The 16,213-nt window shown below is 66.5% G+C and carries 16 protein-coding genes; 4 read left to right on the top strand and 12 right to left on the bottom strand.

From position 1 onward, the window contains the following. Nucleotides 1-307 precede the first annotated feature (307 nt). Complete coding sequence (locus HDR50_RS08570) at nucleotides 308-862, bottom strand: hypothetical protein (RefSeq protein WP_291357715.1); 555 nt, start codon at nucleotides 860-862, stop codon at nucleotides 308-310. 441 nt (nucleotides 863-1,303) lie between these two features. Here HDR50_RS08570 and HDR50_RS08565 point away from each other — a divergent pair, with 441 nt between their 5' ends. Genes HDR50_RS08565 through HDR50_RS08555 form a run of 3 tightly spaced genes read left to right on the top strand, consistent with a single transcriptional unit; the run spans nucleotide 1,304 to nucleotide 5,332 of the window. Then, nucleotides 1,304-3,595, top strand: coding sequence for an ATP-dependent helicase (locus HDR50_RS08565; protein ID WP_291357714.1), 2,292 nt, complete (start codon nucleotides 1,304-1,306; stop codon nucleotides 3,593-3,595). A 1-nt stretch (nucleotide 3,596) separates the two neighbouring features. After that, the gene (gene thiL, locus HDR50_RS08560; RefSeq protein ID WP_291357713.1) at nucleotides 3,597-4,646 is read left to right on the top strand and encodes a thiamine-phosphate kinase; all 1,050 of its coding nucleotides are present in this window, start codon (nucleotides 3,597-3,599) and stop codon (nucleotides 4,644-4,646) included. Continuing rightward, a complete protein-coding gene (locus HDR50_RS08555; protein ID WP_291357712.1) occupies nucleotides 4,643-5,332 on the top strand; it encodes a class II aldolase/adducin family protein in 690 nt (229 codons plus the stop codon). Before thiL ends, HDR50_RS08555 begins: the two co-directional genes overlap by 4 nt. Nucleotides 5,333-5,695: 363 nt before the next feature. Here the strand turns inward: HDR50_RS08555 and HDR50_RS08550 are convergent, their stop codons facing one another. The 4 genes from HDR50_RS08550 to HDR50_RS08535 all read right to left on the bottom strand — a co-directional run bounded on the left by HDR50_RS08550 (nucleotide 5,696) and on the right by HDR50_RS08535 (nucleotide 7,741). Then, complete coding sequence (locus tag HDR50_RS08550; protein WP_291357711.1) at nucleotides 5,696-6,616, bottom strand: DUF2333 family protein; 921 nt, start codon at nucleotides 6,614-6,616, stop codon at nucleotides 5,696-5,698. 26 nt (nucleotides 6,617-6,642) lie between these two features. Further along, nucleotides 6,643-6,936 (bottom strand): hypothetical protein, encoded by a 294-nt coding sequence (locus HDR50_RS08545; RefSeq protein WP_165079378.1) that lies wholly within the window; start codon nucleotides 6,934-6,936, stop codon nucleotides 6,643-6,645. Between the two features lie 104 nt (nucleotides 6,937-7,040). Next, the gene (locus HDR50_RS08540) at nucleotides 7,041-7,283 is read right to left on the bottom strand and encodes a hypothetical protein (RefSeq protein ID WP_291357710.1); all 243 of its coding nucleotides are present in this window, start codon (nucleotides 7,281-7,283) and stop codon (nucleotides 7,041-7,043) included. Between the two features lie 218 nt (nucleotides 7,284-7,501). Next, nucleotides 7,502-7,741 (bottom strand): zinc ribbon domain-containing protein, encoded by a 240-nt coding sequence (locus tag HDR50_RS08535; protein WP_291357709.1) that lies wholly within the window; start codon nucleotides 7,739-7,741, stop codon nucleotides 7,502-7,504. A 137-nt stretch (nucleotides 7,742-7,878) separates the two neighbouring features. On the opposite strand from HDR50_RS08535, the gene HDR50_RS08530 reads away from it, so the two are divergent. Continuing rightward, on the top strand, nucleotides 7,879-8,460 hold the full coding sequence (locus HDR50_RS08530) for a DJ-1/PfpI family protein (RefSeq protein ID WP_291357708.1): 582 nt from the start codon (nucleotides 7,879-7,881) through the stop codon (nucleotides 8,458-8,460). A 153-nt stretch (nucleotides 8,461-8,613) separates the two neighbouring features. Here HDR50_RS08530 and HDR50_RS08525 read toward each other — a convergent pair whose 3' ends face one another. The 7 genes from HDR50_RS08525 to HDR50_RS08495 all read right to left on the bottom strand — a co-directional run bounded on the left by HDR50_RS08525 (nucleotide 8,614) and on the right by HDR50_RS08495 (nucleotide 16,182). Next, nucleotides 8,614-9,318: an ABC transporter ATP-binding protein gene (locus tag HDR50_RS08525; protein WP_291357707.1), complete on the bottom strand. Its 705-nt coding sequence runs from the start codon at nucleotides 9,316-9,318 to the stop codon at nucleotides 8,614-8,616. Then, nucleotides 9,311-10,096: an ABC transporter ATP-binding protein gene (locus tag HDR50_RS08520; RefSeq protein ID WP_291357706.1), complete on the bottom strand. Its 786-nt coding sequence runs from the start codon at nucleotides 10,094-10,096 to the stop codon at nucleotides 9,311-9,313. Before HDR50_RS08520 ends, HDR50_RS08525 begins: the two co-directional genes overlap by 8 nt. Beyond that, a complete protein-coding gene (locus HDR50_RS08515; protein WP_291357705.1) occupies nucleotides 10,093-11,340 on the bottom strand; it encodes a branched-chain amino acid ABC transporter permease in 1,248 nt (415 codons plus the stop codon). The genes HDR50_RS08520 and HDR50_RS08515 overlap by 4 nt, the downstream gene beginning before the upstream one ends. Before the next feature lie 2 nt (nucleotides 11,341-11,342). Continuing rightward, entirely contained in the window at nucleotides 11,343-12,251 is a 909-nt protein-coding gene (locus HDR50_RS08510; protein ID WP_165079385.1) for a branched-chain amino acid ABC transporter permease LivH, read from the bottom strand. Between the two features lie 111 nt (nucleotides 12,252-12,362). Next, the gene (locus HDR50_RS08505; RefSeq protein ID WP_291357704.1) at nucleotides 12,363-13,490 is read right to left on the bottom strand and encodes a branched-chain amino acid ABC transporter substrate-binding protein; all 1,128 of its coding nucleotides are present in this window, start codon (nucleotides 13,488-13,490) and stop codon (nucleotides 12,363-12,365) included. A gap of 195 nt (nucleotides 13,491-13,685) precedes the next feature. After that, nucleotides 13,686-15,068 carry a ribosome biogenesis GTPase Der gene (gene der / locus HDR50_RS08500; protein ID WP_291357703.1) on the bottom strand — a complete coding sequence of 461 codons (1,383 nt, stop codon included), beginning with the start codon at nucleotides 15,066-15,068 and terminating at the stop codon, nucleotides 13,686-13,688. Nucleotides 15,069-15,105: 37 nt separating this feature from the next. Continuing rightward, nucleotides 15,106-16,182 carry an RluA family pseudouridine synthase gene (locus HDR50_RS08495; protein WP_291357702.1) on the bottom strand — a complete coding sequence of 359 codons (1,077 nt, stop codon included), beginning with the start codon at nucleotides 16,180-16,182 and terminating at the stop codon, nucleotides 15,106-15,108. Nucleotides 16,183-16,213 lie beyond the last annotated feature (31 nt).

Here is a 16,213-nt window from a genome sequence, read left to right as displayed (position 1 = left end):
TGCCCGGACGCGGGCGGCAAGAAAAAAAAACCGCATTTCCGGCGCCGGATACCAAAAACGGCCCGCCGGGGATGCGGGCCGTTGATTTTGGAGGAGGCTGTCAGCAAAAGAAAGGAAGGTATTTTGAATATTGCAACCGCCATGCCAAACGGGGTATATTGCCAACCTATTGGTATTCAATGAGATATTTTATCCCCGGCCGCGCGGGGATGTATAAAAAATTTAACATTCTCCCGGCCCGGGCTCCATTTCCGCCCCCGCGGTGTAAAAATTCTTGTCCACGTCGGGGCGGGGGAGGGCCTGGCGCCTATTGCGGGCCCGCGCCTTCGGCCGCGGCGCGGCCCTGTGCGGCCAGCGCCAGCTTTTCGGCCAGCTCGCGCGCGCCCGGGGTGGCGCGCCACTGGGCGAAGAGATTGCGCCAGGCGCCGAATTCCTGAAAGCCCTGGTCGAGCTGGTCCTCGTGCATGGTGAGCCAGGTGTGGAAGAGCTGGAGCTGGATCTGGAAGGTGGCACTTTCAAACACCACCGCCGCCATGTCGCGCGGCATGGTCTTGCCGTCCAGATGGCCGAGCACGAAGGTGCAGACCGCGCGCCGCGAGGTCTCGAAATCGACCTCATGGCCGTTCATGCTCTCGGCGAGCGGCAGGAGGCTGGGATACAGCTCCTTGATGCGGGCCATGCCCTTTTCGGGCACGCGGATGACAAGGCGCTCCGCGCTGTCTGCCGCTTCGGCCCCGCCTTCAGCCTTTGCGGGCTCGGGCCGCACTTCCTCGATAAAATAGAAGCGCAGCCAGCTCTCGAACATCACGGCTTCCAGCGCCTGTTCCACGGCCTCGCGAAATTCCTTCTGCTCCTGCGGCATGGCGTCCCCCCAAGTTTGGCGATGGGGCAGCATATGCGCGCCCGGGGCCTGCGTCAACGCGGGGCGCCCGGCTGTACCTTCGGCCGCCCCTGTGGTAGAGCATGCCCGAGGGCGCACGGCGCATGTTGCAACTTGGCACCGTGGGCGCAGGATTTTTGGAGCTCAGGTATACGATACGGTTGAGGGATCTTCCTTCATTCCGTCTGGAGCGAAGCGGAAGACGGGTGCTAGTGCCGGAAGAATCCTAAAAAATAAGATTTCTAGGTTCCGGCAAGGAAGAAAAACAATTTCCGAAGGGAGTGTACTTAAGTACTCGACCGAGGAAATTTTTTTCTGACGCAGCCGGAACCTAAAAGGCTGTTTTTGACGGATACTTTCGGCGTTACAGAGCAGCACACACCGCCCACTCGCAGGGAAAGCGGAGCCATTCGGGAAGCACTGATGATCGACTACGCCCAGGCGCTCAACGAAGCACAGCTCGCGGCCGTGACCGCCGGCGACGGCCCGGTGCTGGTGGTGGCGGGCGCGGGCAGCGGCAAGACGCGCACCATCGTCTACCGGCTCGCATGGCTCGCCGAGCACGGCGTGAGCCCTGAGTCCATCCTCCTGCTCACCTTCACGCGCAAGGCCGCGCGCGAAATGCTCCAGCGGGCCGGCGCGCTGCTCGGGCAGGGGCTTTCGGGCGTTGCGGGCGGCACCTTCCACGCCTTCGCCTTTGGCGTGCTGCGGCGCTGGCGCCCGGCGTGGCTTGAGGGGCGCCCCTTCACCCTCATGGACCAGTCCGACATCACGGCCGCGGTGCGCCAGTGCAAGGCCCGGCTCGACCTTGGCAAGGGGGACCGCTCCTTCCCCAAGAGCGCGAGCATCGTGGCCTTTCTGAGCAAGGCGCGCAACAAGGAATTGCCGCTTTCCGAAGTGCTCCGGCGCGAGGCCTTCCACCTCGAGCCCTATGCGGAGCAACTGGAAAAACTGGGCGAAGCCTACGCGGCCTACAAGCGCGAAAACGGGCTTCTGGATTACGACGACCTGCTCTTCGAGCTCGAGGCCCTGCTCAGGGACAACGCCGAGGCCGCGGCCGCGCTCCGGGCGCGCTTCCGTCACATCCTCGTGGACGAGTATCAGGATACCAATCTCGTCCAGGCGCGCATCGTGCGCCTCTTGGCAGGGCCGGTGGAGGGGTGTGCCGGGGGAGGCTCGGCCGCGGGTTCACCCCCGCTCTGCAATGTCATGGCCGTGGGGGACGAGGCGCAATCCATCTACGCCTTCCGGGGCGCCAATGTGCGCAATATCCTCGATTTTCCCAAGCTCTTCCCCGGCGCGCGCGTGCTGCCCCTGGAGGAGAACTACCGCTCCACGAAGCCCGTGCTCGACGTGGCCAACAGCCTGCTCGAGCACGCGGCGGAATCGTTCAACAAGCACCTCTACACGAAGAAGGAGGGCGGCGAGCCCGTGCGGCTCGTGACGCCCTTGAGCGACGAGACCCAGGCCGCGCTCGTGACGCGGCGCATAACAGAATTGCTGGAGGTCTACGCCCCGCACGAGATCGCGGTGCTCTTCCGCGCCGGGCGGCACTCCTTCGCGCTGGAGGCGGCGCTCAAGCGCGCGGGCATCGCCTTTCGCAAATACGGCGGCCTGCGCTTTGCGGAGTTCGCGCATAACAAGGATGTGGTCGCCTTCGCGCGGCTGGCGCTCAATCCGCTCGACCTGCCCTCGTTTTCGCGCATCGCTGCCATGCACAAGGGCGTGGGCCCCAAGACAGTGGAAAGGCTGTATGCGGCCCTGCGCACCGGCGATGCGGCCGCGCAGGCCAAGGCCTTCGCCCGTTATCCCGAGCTGGCGGATGACCTGCGCTTTGTGGAGAGCCTGCGCGAGGCCTCGCCCGCGCCGGTGGATTTTTTCGAGCAGGTCATCGACCGCTACCGCCCGCGCCTCGAGAGCCGCTATCCCGACGACTGGCCGCAGCGCCAGAAAGATCTGGAAGAGATCCTTCAGATCGCGGCCAACTACACCGACCTCGACCTCTTCGTGGCCGAGCAGGCCCTGGAATTGCCTGAAGAAGAGGCCGCGGCGGAGGACGGCGAGGGCAAGGTCACGCTTTCCACCATCCATTCGGCCAAGGGGCTGGAGTGGAGCGCGGTGCTCATCATCGACCTTGTGGAGGATCGCTTCCCCTCGCGCCACGCCCTCGCGCGGCCCGAGGATTTCGAGGAGGAGCGCCGCCTCATGTACGTGGCCTGCACGCGCGCCCGCAAGCAGCTCGAGCTCTACGCCCCCGCCACCATCTACAGCCGCTCCGAGCGCGGCGCCGTGCACGCCGCCCAAAGCCCCTTCGTGCGCGAGCTCGGGGCGGGCCTCGCCGAGGAATGGACAGAGGGCTTCGGCGGCCGCCTCTGTCGGCGGCGCGAGGGGGGCCTGCGGCGTCCGGCGGTGCCCGTATTCCCGGCCGCGAACGCGGGGCATGACGCTGACGAGGATTGCCAGCTCCCCCCGGACGAATGGCCGGAGGCGGCCGACACTCCCGGGCTCACGGGTATCAGCGCGGCGCACGGGCGGGCAGCCGGAGAGGCCGGCGCGCCGGAAAGCACGGCAGACGGCCCGCTCTGCCACTGCCGGCACCGCATCTTCGGGCGCGGCAAGATCGTGCGCCGCATCCCGCCGGACAAGGCGCAGGTGAATTTTCCCGGTTTCGGTCTCAAGGTCATCCTGACGGACTATCTCCTCATGGAGGATTGAAATGCTGTCCGCGCCCGCGCCGTCCGTGCCCTCGGAGGACGGCATCCTCGGCCTGCTCGGCCGTCACTTCCCCAACACGCATCCCTCGCTCCTGCTCGGCCGCGGCGACGACTGCGCCGTGCTCCGCGCGGAGCGCCCGCTCTGCGTCAGCAGCGACCTCTTTCTGGAAGACGTGCACTTTCGCCGTTCCTATTTCACCCCGGAGGAGCTGGGCCACAAGGCGCTGGCCGTCAACGTGAGCGACCTCGCGGGCTGCGGCGCGCGCCCGCTGGCCTTCACGCTCTGCCTTGGCCTCCCCCAATGGGCCGACATGGCCTGGCTGGACGCCTTTTTCGGCGGCATGGCGGGTCTTGCGCGCGAGCAGCGTATGGCGCTGGCCGGGGGCGACCTCTCGCGCAGCAAGGACTTGCATATTTCGGTGACAGTGTGGGGCGAGAGCGCGCACGGCACGCAGATGGACGCCTTTCTCTCCCGCGGGGGCAGCATCCCCGGCGACGCGCTCTTTGTGGTGGGGCCGCTGGGGCTCGCCCGCGTGGGCCTCGCCGTACTGGAAGAGCGCGGCCGCGCCGCCATGGAAGACTGGCCCGCGGCCTGCGCCGCGCATTTGCGGCCCGAGCCGCAGGTGGGCGCGGGCCTCATGCTCGCCCGCGCGGGCAGCAATGCCCGGCCGCCCGCGCTCATGGACCTTTCGGACGGCATTTTGCGCGACCTGCCGCGCCTGCTCGGCCTCTCAGGCGAGCTTGGGCTGCACGGGAATGCCCTGGGCGCGGAGCTCGTGCTGCCGCAGCGCCTGTTGCATGCGGAAGTGCTGCGCCATGCCGCCGAAACCGGCAAAAACCCCGTGCACGAGGCCCTGCTCGGCGGGGAGGACTATGCCCTGCTCGGCGCCTGCGCGCCCGACATGCTGCCCGCGCTGCACGCGGGCATCCCGGGCTTCATGGCCATCGGCACGGTGACGGACGGCGGCGGCCTCACCTGCAACGGCGAAGCCCTGACAGGGCTGCGCGGCTTTGACCATTTCGAGACCGCGCCCGAAGGAGCGGGACGATGAAGGATGGTAAGGGAGAAAACGGCGTGGCGGCCGCCATGCCCTCGCCGGAGCTTCTGTGCCGCGCCGTGGAGGAGCTTCGCGCCGTGTGCCGCGACGCCTGGCAGGAGGGCCTGCTTTCCGGCTGCAACGGCAACGCCAGCCTGCGTCTGGAGGCGTCCGGCGGCTGCGCGGGGCTGCTCTGCATGACGCGCACGGGCGCGGCCAAGGGGCGCCTCACGCCCGCGGATCTGTGCCTCATGGATGCGGCCACGGGTGCCTGCCTCGCCAACGGGCCGGCCTCCTCGGAGGCGGCGGTGCATCTGGCGCTCTACGCTACCCGGCCGGAGTGCGGGGCCGTGCTGCACACCCATCCGCGCCGGCTGCTCGCCCTCTCCCTCGTCTTGCGGGAGCGGGGTGAGGGCGCCAAGGGCCTGCTGCGCCTGCCGCTTTTCGAGGCCGATGTCTGGCGCACCCGGCTGGCTGTGGCGCCGGCGCTTGCACCGGGCACGCGGGAACTGGCGCACGCCGTGGCGAGAGCCGCGGCCACGCTGCCGGAAACTGCCGTGAACGCGGCCGGCGGCGCCGTGTGGATGGAGGGGCACGGCCTCTGCGCCTTTGCACCGAGCCTCGGCGCCGCCCTCACCATGAGCGAGGAGCTGGAGCACCTGGCGGCCGTGCAGCTTCTGGCGCTGGGAGTTGAGTCGTGAGCTCCACAGGCTCCTGCAACAAGGCCTTGGGCGTTGTCATGCTTTCGAGGCATATGTGTGTCCGGGCGGCCTGAGTAATGCCGAAATTATCCGTCAAAAACAGCCTTTTTGCTGCTGGCTGCGTCAGAGAAAAATTTTCTTGGTCGAGTACTTGAGTACACTCCCTGCGAAAATTTTTATCTTCCTTGCCAGCAGCAAAAAATCTTATTTTTTAGGATTCTTCCGGCACCAGCACCCGTCTTCCGCTTCGCTCCAGACGGACATAAGGAAGATTTAATCGCTGTATCGTGTAACACAACAAAAACAAAAAGGCCGTCCCCGGCATTTCGGGAGCGGCCTTTTCTTTTACGATGCCTGCGCCGCTTACATGCGGATACTGTCGCGGATGTCCTCAAGCCGCGCCTTGGCGAAGAGCAGCCAGGAGGTCACGAGCTCGCCGGAATTGAAGAACGAGGTGATGCACAGCGGGTCATAAGTGCAGATGCGGTCAAGATACCCCATGGCCGCGCTCATGTTCTCGGCGTTGTTCTTGGCGCTGATCTCGGGATAGAGCGCATAGAGGGTGTTGATGAAGTCGCGCAGCACGAGGCAGATGCCCTGCACCTCGTAGATGCGGTTGTCGAGCTCATAGAAGTGCATTTCCTGCGAGTTTTCGAGCAGGCCGAGGCAGTAGCCGAGCATGTTCTCGCCGGTGACGGTCACGAAGGAGGCGTAGAGGTCGTCGGTGCGGCAGTTGTAGACGCCCTTGCCCGTGTCCAGCGAGTTCTTGTACTGCTCGAGCAGCTTGAGCCCCTTCTTGTAGGAGCCCTCCGCCGAGGGGAACATGAAACTGCGCGGGTCGATGGCGAAATTGTTGATGCGCGCCTTGTAGAGGAATTCGCTCTCGCGGTCGCTGGCGCCGAGCTTGGCGATCTGGCTGGAATAGAGGTCGAGCAGGAACTTGGTGGCGTGATACACGCCGTACTGGCGGTAGGCGCGGTTATCGAAGAAGAAGCGGTTGAAGATGATGTCGTTGAAGGTCCAGCCGAAGGTGGAATCAAGCTCGTGGCGCATCTGGTAGGTGATGGCGTCGAGCAGGATCTTGCCCTTTTCGTTCTCGGGGAGGTTGGCCGCGTTCTCCGGCAGGGCCATGGCCTCGGGGAAGGAGGTCTGGTCCACGGCGGAATAGAGCCTTTGCAGTCCCCACAGCGCCACGAGGATGCCGAGCAGGATGCAGAACTGGACGCCCAGGGTCCTGAGCACGATGCGGGTCTTGTGGATGCCGGGAATGTCCTGAAGTTTCATGCGTGTCCTCTCATGCCGCGCGGCGCTCAGGCATCGGCGCTGTCAATCCAGGCGGAAAGCGTGTCCACGATCTTGCGGGCCTGCTCGCTGCTGGAAATATTGAACTTGGATTGCCGGCGATATTCGCCGCCGGACTTTTTGTAGCGCTGGATAACGTACTTGTCCGGCCCGTAGTCGCCGGTCTCCGGCTGCCATTGCTGGTAGCGGAAGAGGATGGTCGTCCAGGCGCCCTTGGAGAGCACGGCCTTGTCGATCTCCTTGACGAGGAGCTGGCCGTTTTCCTCATATTCCACGGTGAGGTCGTCGATGGATTCGTTCACACTTGTCTCCGCGGCGCTTCGGGGCACCTCTTCGCATGCGGGCGCCGGGGCTGCGGGCCGGGAACGCGTCTTTTGGCCCGCAACCCCAGGCAGCCGAAAGCGGTTCAGCCGATATAGCTCGCCAGGACGCCCTTGACGGTTTCGGGGAGTTCCGGCTTCGACACCACCATGTCGGCCGGCCCCGGCCCGTAACGGTCGGCCGTGGTGGCGGCCGTGGCCGTCATGGCCATGAGCCGTTCGGAAAGGGTGAGCTCGTGGCCGTGGCCCATTTTCTGGCCGAGCATGGTCAGGACATTGTCGGTGATGTCAATGGGCTGGACGGGATTGTAGACAACAGGAACGGGCATGATGCGGTCTCCTCCTAGTGCGGCCCTGTCGCGGCGCCTCCACGCCCGGAACTGCGGGCGGAAGCGCGGCGCCACCGCCGCGTCAGCGTGCTTTCCCCATGCGGGGAGGAAGACACCCTAGAGTGCCAAACTACCGGATTCATCGGCCGTTTGCAAGAAAGCATTAGGGCAGGGGAAAATATAGGCGCGCATTCCTGCCGCGCCCGCAAGGGAGCTGGCTAGGCCCCGCAGCTGCCGCTCCCGCAAGCCCCGCAGGAGGGGCCGCCCGTGCCGAGTGGGCGCACCGGCCCAGGCTTGAAGGGGAAGGCGCCGGTTTTCAGGGGCGAGGGCGCGGTGATACGGCGCTCGGTGTCGGCCGCGCCGCACTTGGGGCAGGCTGGCGCCGGCGCGTCGCCGCTTTTGAGCAGTTCTTCAAAAACCTTGCCGCAGGCGCGACAGCAAAATTCAAACATCGGCATGGGCCACTCCCGGTCTCTGTGCCTTCCGCACGCTTGCGAAGAGGCGTTGAGTGCGGATATACTGGAATACACGGGAAAAGGAAACCGCTTAAACCGCGGCCGCCGGAACCCATCCGCGGCCCAAAAGGGGAGACGCCATGAAGAAGATCCTGTTGCTGGCCGGGGACTATGTGGAAGATTACGAAGCCATGGTCCCCTTCCAGATGCTCCAGATGGCGGGCTATGAAGTGCATTCCGTCTGCCCGGGCAAGCGCGCCGGGGATACGGTCAAGACGGCGGTCCACGACTTCGAGGGCGACCAGACCTACAGCGAGAAGCGCGGCCACAATTTCGCCATCAACCACGACTTTGACACCGTGGATGTGAAGGAATACGCGGGCCTTGTCATTCCCGGCGGGCGCGCGCCCGAATACCTGCGCCTCAACGAGCGCATCCTCGACATCGTGCGCGAGTTCCACGCCGCCAAAAAGCCCATCGCCGCCATTTGCCACGGCCCGCAGATCCTCGTGGCCGCGGGCGTCCTCAAGGGCACAACCTGCACGGCCTACCCCGCGGTGAAGCCCGACGTGGTGGACGCCGGCGCCACCTGGGCCGACCCCAACGCCGCGTGCAGCAACGCCGTGGTGGACGGCATGCTCGTCACCGCGCCCGCGTGGCCCGCGCATCCCGCGTGGATGGCCGAATTCATCAAGCTGCTCGGCGGCAAGATCAGCATCTAGCAGGACCGACCCGGCAGTACAGACTAAAGACAGCCCGCGGCGAGGAACTTCACCGCGGGCTGTTTTTGACGGATAATTTCGGCATTCCTAGGGCAGCGCAGGCACAGTCCCAACTCAACGCACAAACCAATGAGAAGGATGGACTGGAACCGCCTACATGCCCAAATACGCGCTGCGCACTTCCGGGCTCTGGAGCAGGTCCTGCGCCAAGCCCTCCATGGCGATGCGCCCATTCTCCATCACGTAGCCGCGGTGCGCGATGCGTAGCGCCTGGTTGGCGTTCTGCTCCACGAGAAAGACCGTGGTGCCGTTGGCGTTCACCCGGCCGATGATGGCGAAAATCTGCTGGATGATGATGGGCGCGAGCCCCAGGGAGGGCTCGTCCAGCAAGAGCAGCGAGGGCCGGGCCATGAGCGCGCGGCTGATGGCGAGCATCTGCTGCTCGCCGCCCGAGAGGGTGCCCCCGGCCTGGCGGCGCCGCTCGGCGAGGATGGGGAAGAGCTCGAACACATAGTCCATGTCCTCACGCACGCCCTGCGGGTCGCGCCTAAGAAAGGCCCCGAGGTCGAGGTTTTCCTGCACGCTCAGGTCCGGGAAGATGAGGCGCCCCTCCGGCACCTGCGAGATGCCGAGCATGACGATCTCGTGCGGCGCGAGCTCGTGAATGGGCTTGCCGTTCCAGAAAATCTCGCCGCGCCGCGGGCGGATGATGCCGCAGATGGTCATCAGGGTGGTGGACTTGCCCGCGCCGTTGGCGCCGATGAGGGTGACGATCTCGCCGTCGTCCACATGCAGCGAAATATCCCGCAAGGCCTGGATATTGCCGTAATAGGAGTCCACGCCGCGCATCTCAAGCATCGCTTTCTCCCAGGTAGGCCTTGATGACGCGCGGGTCGCCGCGCACTTCCTCGGGCGTGCCCTGCGCGATGCAGGAGCCGTATTCCATGACGTAGATGCGGTCAGAGAGGGACATGACCATGCTCATGTCGTGCTCGATGAGCAGGATGGAGATCTCGCGCGAGGCGCGGATGCCGCGCACGAGAGCCTCGAGCTCACGCGTCTCCTGCGGGTTCATGCCGGCGGCGGGCTCGTCGAGGAGCAGCATGCGCGGCTCGGTGGCGAGGGCCCGGGCGATCTCGAGGCGTCGCTGCGCGCCGTAGGCGAGGTTGCGCGCGGTCTCGTTCCAGACTTCCTGCAGGTTGACGCTCTCGAGCAGGGCATAACTCACGTCGATGCTCTCCTGCTCCTCGCGCCGGGTGTGCGGCCCCCGTGCAAGCGCCCCGAGGATGCCCGCGTGCGTGCGGCAGTGCCGCCCCACCATGACGTTTTCGAGCACCGTCATCTCGTTGAACAGCCGAATGTTCTGGAAGGTGCGCGCCATGCCCAGTGCCGTGATGGCGTGCGGCTTCTTGCCGTTGAGCAGGTGCCGCTCGCCCTCGGCGTCATAGAGGTAGACCCGGCCCTCGGTGGGCGTGTAGATGCCGGTCACGCAGTTGAAAAAGGTGGTCTTGCCCGCGCCGTTGGGCCCGATGAGGGCCACGATCTCCTGCGCGTCCACATGCAGGCTCAGGTCGTTGAGCGCCCTGAGGCCGCCGAAATTCTGGGAGAGGTCCTCCACCTCGAGCACGGGCTTCATGACCTGCCCCCGCCAGTGGGCTCAGCGGCGCCCGCGCCCTCTTTCGCGCCCTGAAGCGCGCTGATGCGGTAATGCCGCCGCTCTCCGCTGATGAGCCCCTGCGGCCGGAAGATCATCATGATGACCATGATGGCCCCGAAGATGAGCATGCGGTATTCGGAAAAGGCGCGCAGATATTCGGGCGCGAGGATAAGGATGATGGCCGCGATGATCACGCCCGAGATGGAGCCCATGCCGCCCAAGACCACCATGGAGAGGATCATGGCCGACTCCATGAAGGTGAAGCTCGAGGGATTGATGAAGGTCGTCTTGGCGGCGAAGATCACGCCGGCAAAGCCCGCCCAGCAGGAGCCGAGCGCGAAGGCCGAGAGCTTGACCCGCGTGATGTCGATGCCCATGGCTTCGCAGGCGATCTCGTCCTCGCGCAAGGCCTGGAGCGCGAGCCCCACGCGCGAGTTCTTGAGGCGCGAGATGACCGCCACGGTGACGGCCACGGCGGCGAGCACGAGATAATAAATGTAGATGGTGGACTCGTTGATCCCCATCTCCATGCCGAAGAAGCCGGGGCGCGGGATGTCGCTGATCCCGCGCGGCCCCCCGGTGAGGCTCGTCCAGTTGAGCATGCCGAGGCGGACGATCTCGCCGAAGCCCAGGGTGACGATGGCAAGGTAGTCGCCGCGCAGGCGCAGCACCGGGAAGCCCAGGCCCAGGCCGAAGAGCGCCGCGAGCAAGCCCCCGATGGGCAGGCATGTCCAGAAGCCCCAGCCGAAAAACTGGTTCAAAAGGCCGTAGGCATAGGCGCCCACGGCGTAAAAGGCCACATAGCCGAGCACCAGCTGGCCCGCCAGCCCGACCACGATGCTCAGGCCGAGCGCCAGCATGATGTAGAGCATGGCCGAGATCATGATGTTGGTCTGGTAGAAGGAGCCCACGAGCGGCATGGCGAGCAGGCACAGCACAAGCAGCGCGAGGCCACCGCGCCGAAGCACGGGCTGCGCCCGGATCTCGTCCACGCAGGCCGCCAGCGCCGGCGGCACGGCCACGAGCGGCAGCCCCCGCGCCTTGCGCGCGAAACACCAGTTCCAGAGCAGAGAGAGAAAGAAGATGGCCACGCCCAGGGCGAGGATGCGGTCAAAGCGCCACTGGACGGAATTTTCCAGCAGGTTCAGGCGGATGCCCATGACCGGGAGGGTCAGGACCATGAACCATACGGCGGTGATGAGGGCTTTGCCGAGCTTGTGCATGGCTAGACCTTCTGCACCTTGGCTTTGCCCAGGATGCCGTCCGGGCGGAAGATGAGGATGAGGATGAGGATGGCGAAAGCCAGGATATCCTCGTAATTGCCGGAGAAATAGCCGGTGGTGAAGCTCTCGGCGAGGCCGAGCACGAGGCCGCCCACCATGGCCCCGGGGATGGAGCCGATGCCGCCGAGCACGGCCGCGGTAAAGGCCTTGAGGCCCGCGATGAAGCCGATGCCGAAGTTCACCTGGCCCATGTGCGAGGCGATGAGCACCCCGCCGAGCGCGGCCAGGGCCGAGCCGATGATGAAGGTCAGCGAGATGATCCAGTCCGCGTTGATGCCGAGCAAAAGCGCCATCTTGCGGTTCTGCGCCGTGGCCCGCATGGCCTTGCCCATGCGCGTGAAGCGGATGAAGAGCGAGAGCGCCACCATGGCGAGCGTGCTCACGAGCAGGATGAGGAAGTCGCTCGGGCCCATGACATAGTCGATGTACTCGAGAAATTCCATTTCCGGCAGAAGGCGCGGAAAGGGCACGAAGTCCGAGGTCTGCGCCAAAAGCACATAGTTCTGGAGGAAGATGGACATGCCGATGGCCGATATGAGCGGCGAAAGACGCGGCGCGCCGCGCAGGGGCTTGTAGGCCACCTTTTCCAGCGTGTAGCCGTAGGCCGCGCACCAGATGACGGCCACGAGCGCCGCCACCACGAGGATGCCGCCTGCCGGGAAGCCGTAGACGCCGAGCGCCCCGGCCACGAGCAGGGCCGTGAAGGCGCCGAGCATGTAAATCTCGCCGTGGGCGAAGTTGATGAGCTCGATGATGCCGTAGACGAGCGTATACCCGAGCGCGATGAGCGCGTAGATGCTGCCCCGGGTGAGGCCGCCGAAGAAGAGCTCGATGAAGAACTGGATGTCCATCTGCGTCCGCGTTCTGCTTGCGGGAAGGAGCGTCGCGCTGCCGCCGGGCGCATCGAGGCCCGGCGGCACGATTGTCGGGAGAGGGCCGAACGGCCGCCCGCGCCCGGCGGATTATTCGAGGACCACGCTGTGGTCCAGCTCCACGAACTTGCCGTCTTTCACCTGGTAGATGGAAAGCGCCATGCCGGCGGCGTCGCCCTTGTCATTGAAGCGGATCTTGCCGAGCGGCGTGTCCACGGCGTTGGTGCGCAGGGCTTCCTTGATCTTGGCAGTGTCCGTGCCGCCGGTCTTGGCGATGGCGTCCAAAAGGCACTGCGCCGCCGCATAGGCGTTGTAGTAGCCGAAGCCGGGCTCGCTGCCGTACGCCTTCACATGGGCGTCGCGGGCGTGCTTGTATTCCTCGAGAGAACTCGTGTCCTTGGGATAGGAGGCGTAGACGCCCTCGCTGTCCTTGCCGGTCATCTTGAGGAAGGTCTCGTCCTTGACGCCGTCCGGGCCGATGAAGGGCGTGTCGAGGCGGTCGCGGCGCATCTGCTGCACGAGCTTGGAGGCCACGGGCTGATAGCCGCCGAAGACCACGATGTCGGGCTTGGCGCGGCGCAGCTTGCGCACCACGGCGGAAAAGTCCACGGCGTCCGGGGTCACGGCCTCGAAGAGCACGGTCTCGGCGCCGCCCTTTTCCATGAGGGCGCGATTATTGTCCGCAAAGCCCTTGCCGTAGTCGCCGTTGTCATGCAGGTAGGCGATCTTCTTCGCCTTCAGGTTGTTGAGCATGAAGTCGCTCGTCAGCTTGGCCTGGGCATTGTCGTTGGCCACCGTGCGGAAGAAGAGCGGGTTCTTGCCGGTTTCGGTGAGGCCCGGCGTGGTGGCCGTGGGCGACACGGCGATGAGGCCAGCCTCCTGGAAAAGCGGCAGCGAGGCCGTGGTGGGGCCGGAGCAGATGGGCCCCACGACCACGCCCACCTGGTCGGAGATGAGCTTGGTGGCGGCGCTGGTGGCCATCTCGGGCTTGCACTGGTCGTCCTGGGCGACGACTTCCACCTGCTTGCCCAAAACGCCGCCCTTGGCGTTGGCCTGCTCGGCCACGATCTTGACCGCGTTGAGGCTGGGCACGCCGTAGGAGGCGAGGTCGCCGGAATGGGCGCCCTGCACGCCGATCTTGATGCTGTCGGCCGCGTTCACGGCCGCGCCGCAGGCGAGGAAGCAGGCCATTGCGAAAAGAGCCATGCCTTTTTTCATGTGCGGGTCTCCTTAAAAAACTGAAAAACGGGGCTGCAAAAACGCGGGGCGCGGGCGCCAGCCCCGGGGCTGCCTGAAGAAGACGGCCCCGGCTGAAAAGCGCGCACAGGTCTCGCGTGGGGAAGTGTCATGTTGTGCCCTATTGCGGCAAGCCTGTCAATCGGCAGGCCGGCCCCCGGCGCGCCATTTGCGGCCCTACTCCCCCCTTTTCTTGTGGCTCGAGCGCAGATGGATGCGCATGGGCGCATGTTTTATGCCGAACATCTCGCGCAGGGTGCGCTCGAGATAGCGCACATAGCTCTCGGGCACGCGGTCGGCATCATTGACGAAGAAGACAAAGGTGGGCGGCTCGGACTCGGCCTGCGTCATATAGAAGAACTTGGCCCGCGAACGGCGCACCACCGGCGGCTGGTGCCTCGTGAGCGCCGCTTCCATGGCGCGGTTGAGCTGGCCCGTGGGCACGCGCACGCCGCACTCGCGCTTGATCTCCTCGGCCATGGGCAGGATGGCGTCAAGGCCCTTGCCGGTGTGCGCGGAAACGGGCAGGACAGGCACATAGCGGCAGAAAGCCAGGATCTCGTCCACGCGCTTCTTGGCGGCGTCCAGCTGGCCGCGGGGCACGAGGTCGCACTTGTTGAGGCAGATGAGGAAGGGGATGCGCCGCGTGTCCAGCATGTCGATGAGCCTTTTGTCCTGCTGGCTCACGCCCTCGGCCACGTCCAGCACGAGCACGGTCACGTCGGCCTTGGTGGTGGACTTGATGGCCGCGTTCACCGAATACTTCTCCACGCTGTCCTCGATGCGCGTGCGCCGCCGCACGCCGGCCGTATCCACGAACACATAGTCGCGGCCGCCCCGCGTGAAGCGCACGTCCACGCTGTCGCGCGTGGTGCCGGCCACGTCGGAGACAATCATCCGTTCCTCGCCGGCGAGGGCGTTGACCAGCGAGGACTTGCCCGCATTGGGGCGGCCGAGCATGGCAAGCCGCAGGGCCGGGGCCTCGGGCGGCGCGGCGAGCTCCGCCCCCTCGCGCGAGACGAGCGCGGCGAGGTCTTCGGCGAGTGCCGGCATGTGGTGCCCGTGCTCGGCCGAGACGGCCAGAAGCGGGAAGCCCAGGGCGTGGAATTCCGCCACTTGCTCGTCCTCGTGCTCCGCCCCGTCCACCTTGTTGACCACGCAGAGCGTGGGCAGGCCCTTGCGGCGCACATGGGCGGCCAGATGCTCGTCCAGCGGCAAGAGGCCGGCCCGGCCGTCCACGACGAGGGCCACGGCGGCGGCGGTGGCGAGGGCGGCGTCGGCCTGGGCGAGGATGTGGGCCTCGAAGCCGCGGATGCCCTCGGGCCCCTCGGCCACGCCGGCATGGGCGTCAAGGGTGATGCCGCCCGTGTCGATGACAGCGAAAGAGGGCTGGCCCTTGCGGCGCACGATGCCCTCCATGCGGTCGCGCGTGACGCCCGGCATGTCGTGGGTGATGGCGCGGTTGCTCCTGATGAGCCGGTTGAACAGGGTGGACTTGCCCACATTGGGGCGCCCGAGAAGCACGACCACGGGGAGTTTTTCAGCGGGAGCTTCTGGCACGGTGAGCCTCTGGCATGCGGCGCCGGATGCGCCGGTTTCAGTGCGGCACGCCGGGTTCGGCCCCGGCGGCGGGGATGGGGGAAATATGGTGGGGGGCCGCTTCCTCGGCCTCCGTTGGTATCGGTTCCGGCAGGGCCTTGAGGGCGTAGGGCGGCGTCCAGTCCGGCAGGCACTCGAGGGCGCGCCCGTCGGGCAGGATGACGCGCAGCGCGTGCAGGCACATGCCCGTGCAGCCGTCGCGCCGGCCGCGGCCGTACTTGCCGTCCCCGAGGACGGGATGGCCGAGCGCCGCCAATTGCACGCGGATCTGGTGGGTGCGCCCGGTGATGAGCCGGATCTGGAGCAGGCTCGCGGCATCGCCGGTGGCGAGCGGCCGCACCACGCAGAGCGCCTCGCGGGCGTCCGGGGGCTCGCCGCCCGGCGCGCAGACGCGCATGCGCTCCGCCCCGGGCGCGCCTTCCTTATGCACATGGGCGCGCAACAGGCGCGGCTCGGCGTCGGGCCACTTCCCGGCGACCCAGGCCACATATTCCTTGACCATGCGCCGCTCGCGGAAGGCCTGCTGGAGGTCGCGCAGGGCCTCGTGCGTGGCCGCCACGAGGAGGATGCCCGAGGTGTCCTTGTCCAGCCGGTGCGCGGGCGTGGGCGGAAAGGCCGCCCCCGGCGCATGCGCAGCGAGCCGTGTGCTCAGGCTGTCCTCATGGCCGGTGCCGGGATGGGTGGGAAGGCCCGCGGGCTTGTGGAAGGCCCAGATGTCGCCGAAAGTGCCGATGAGCGGCGGCAGGGGCGGTGCATCCTCCGTGCCCCGCGCGGCCTGCGGGGGCTCGGCGGCGTGGCCGTCCGTGAGGGGCGCGCCGGCCTGGGCGGCAAGGGCGCCGGCAAAGGGCGGCAGGCGCACGAGATCGCCCTCGTTCACGCGCGCGAAGGGCTTGGCCCGGCGCCCGTTGAGGCGGATCTGGCCGGTGCGTATCCAGCGATGGAGCAGGGCCGGGGGCAGGTTGAGCCGACGCTGGAGAAATTGGAGGAGTTTCTGGCCGCTTTCCGCCCGGCCCACCGGGGGAAAGGGCGAGCCGTCCGCCGGGCCGGGATCCGCAGCCGTTTCGAGCTCGGACATGCCGCCATAGTGGCTAAAGGCAAGGCCCGCG

This window comes from Desulfovibrio sp., assembly GCF_014803725.1.
Lineage (GTDB): Bacteria > Desulfobacterota > Desulfovibrionia > Desulfovibrionales > Desulfovibrionaceae > Desulfovibrio.
This window is presented reverse-complemented; position numbering and strand designations above follow the sequence as displayed.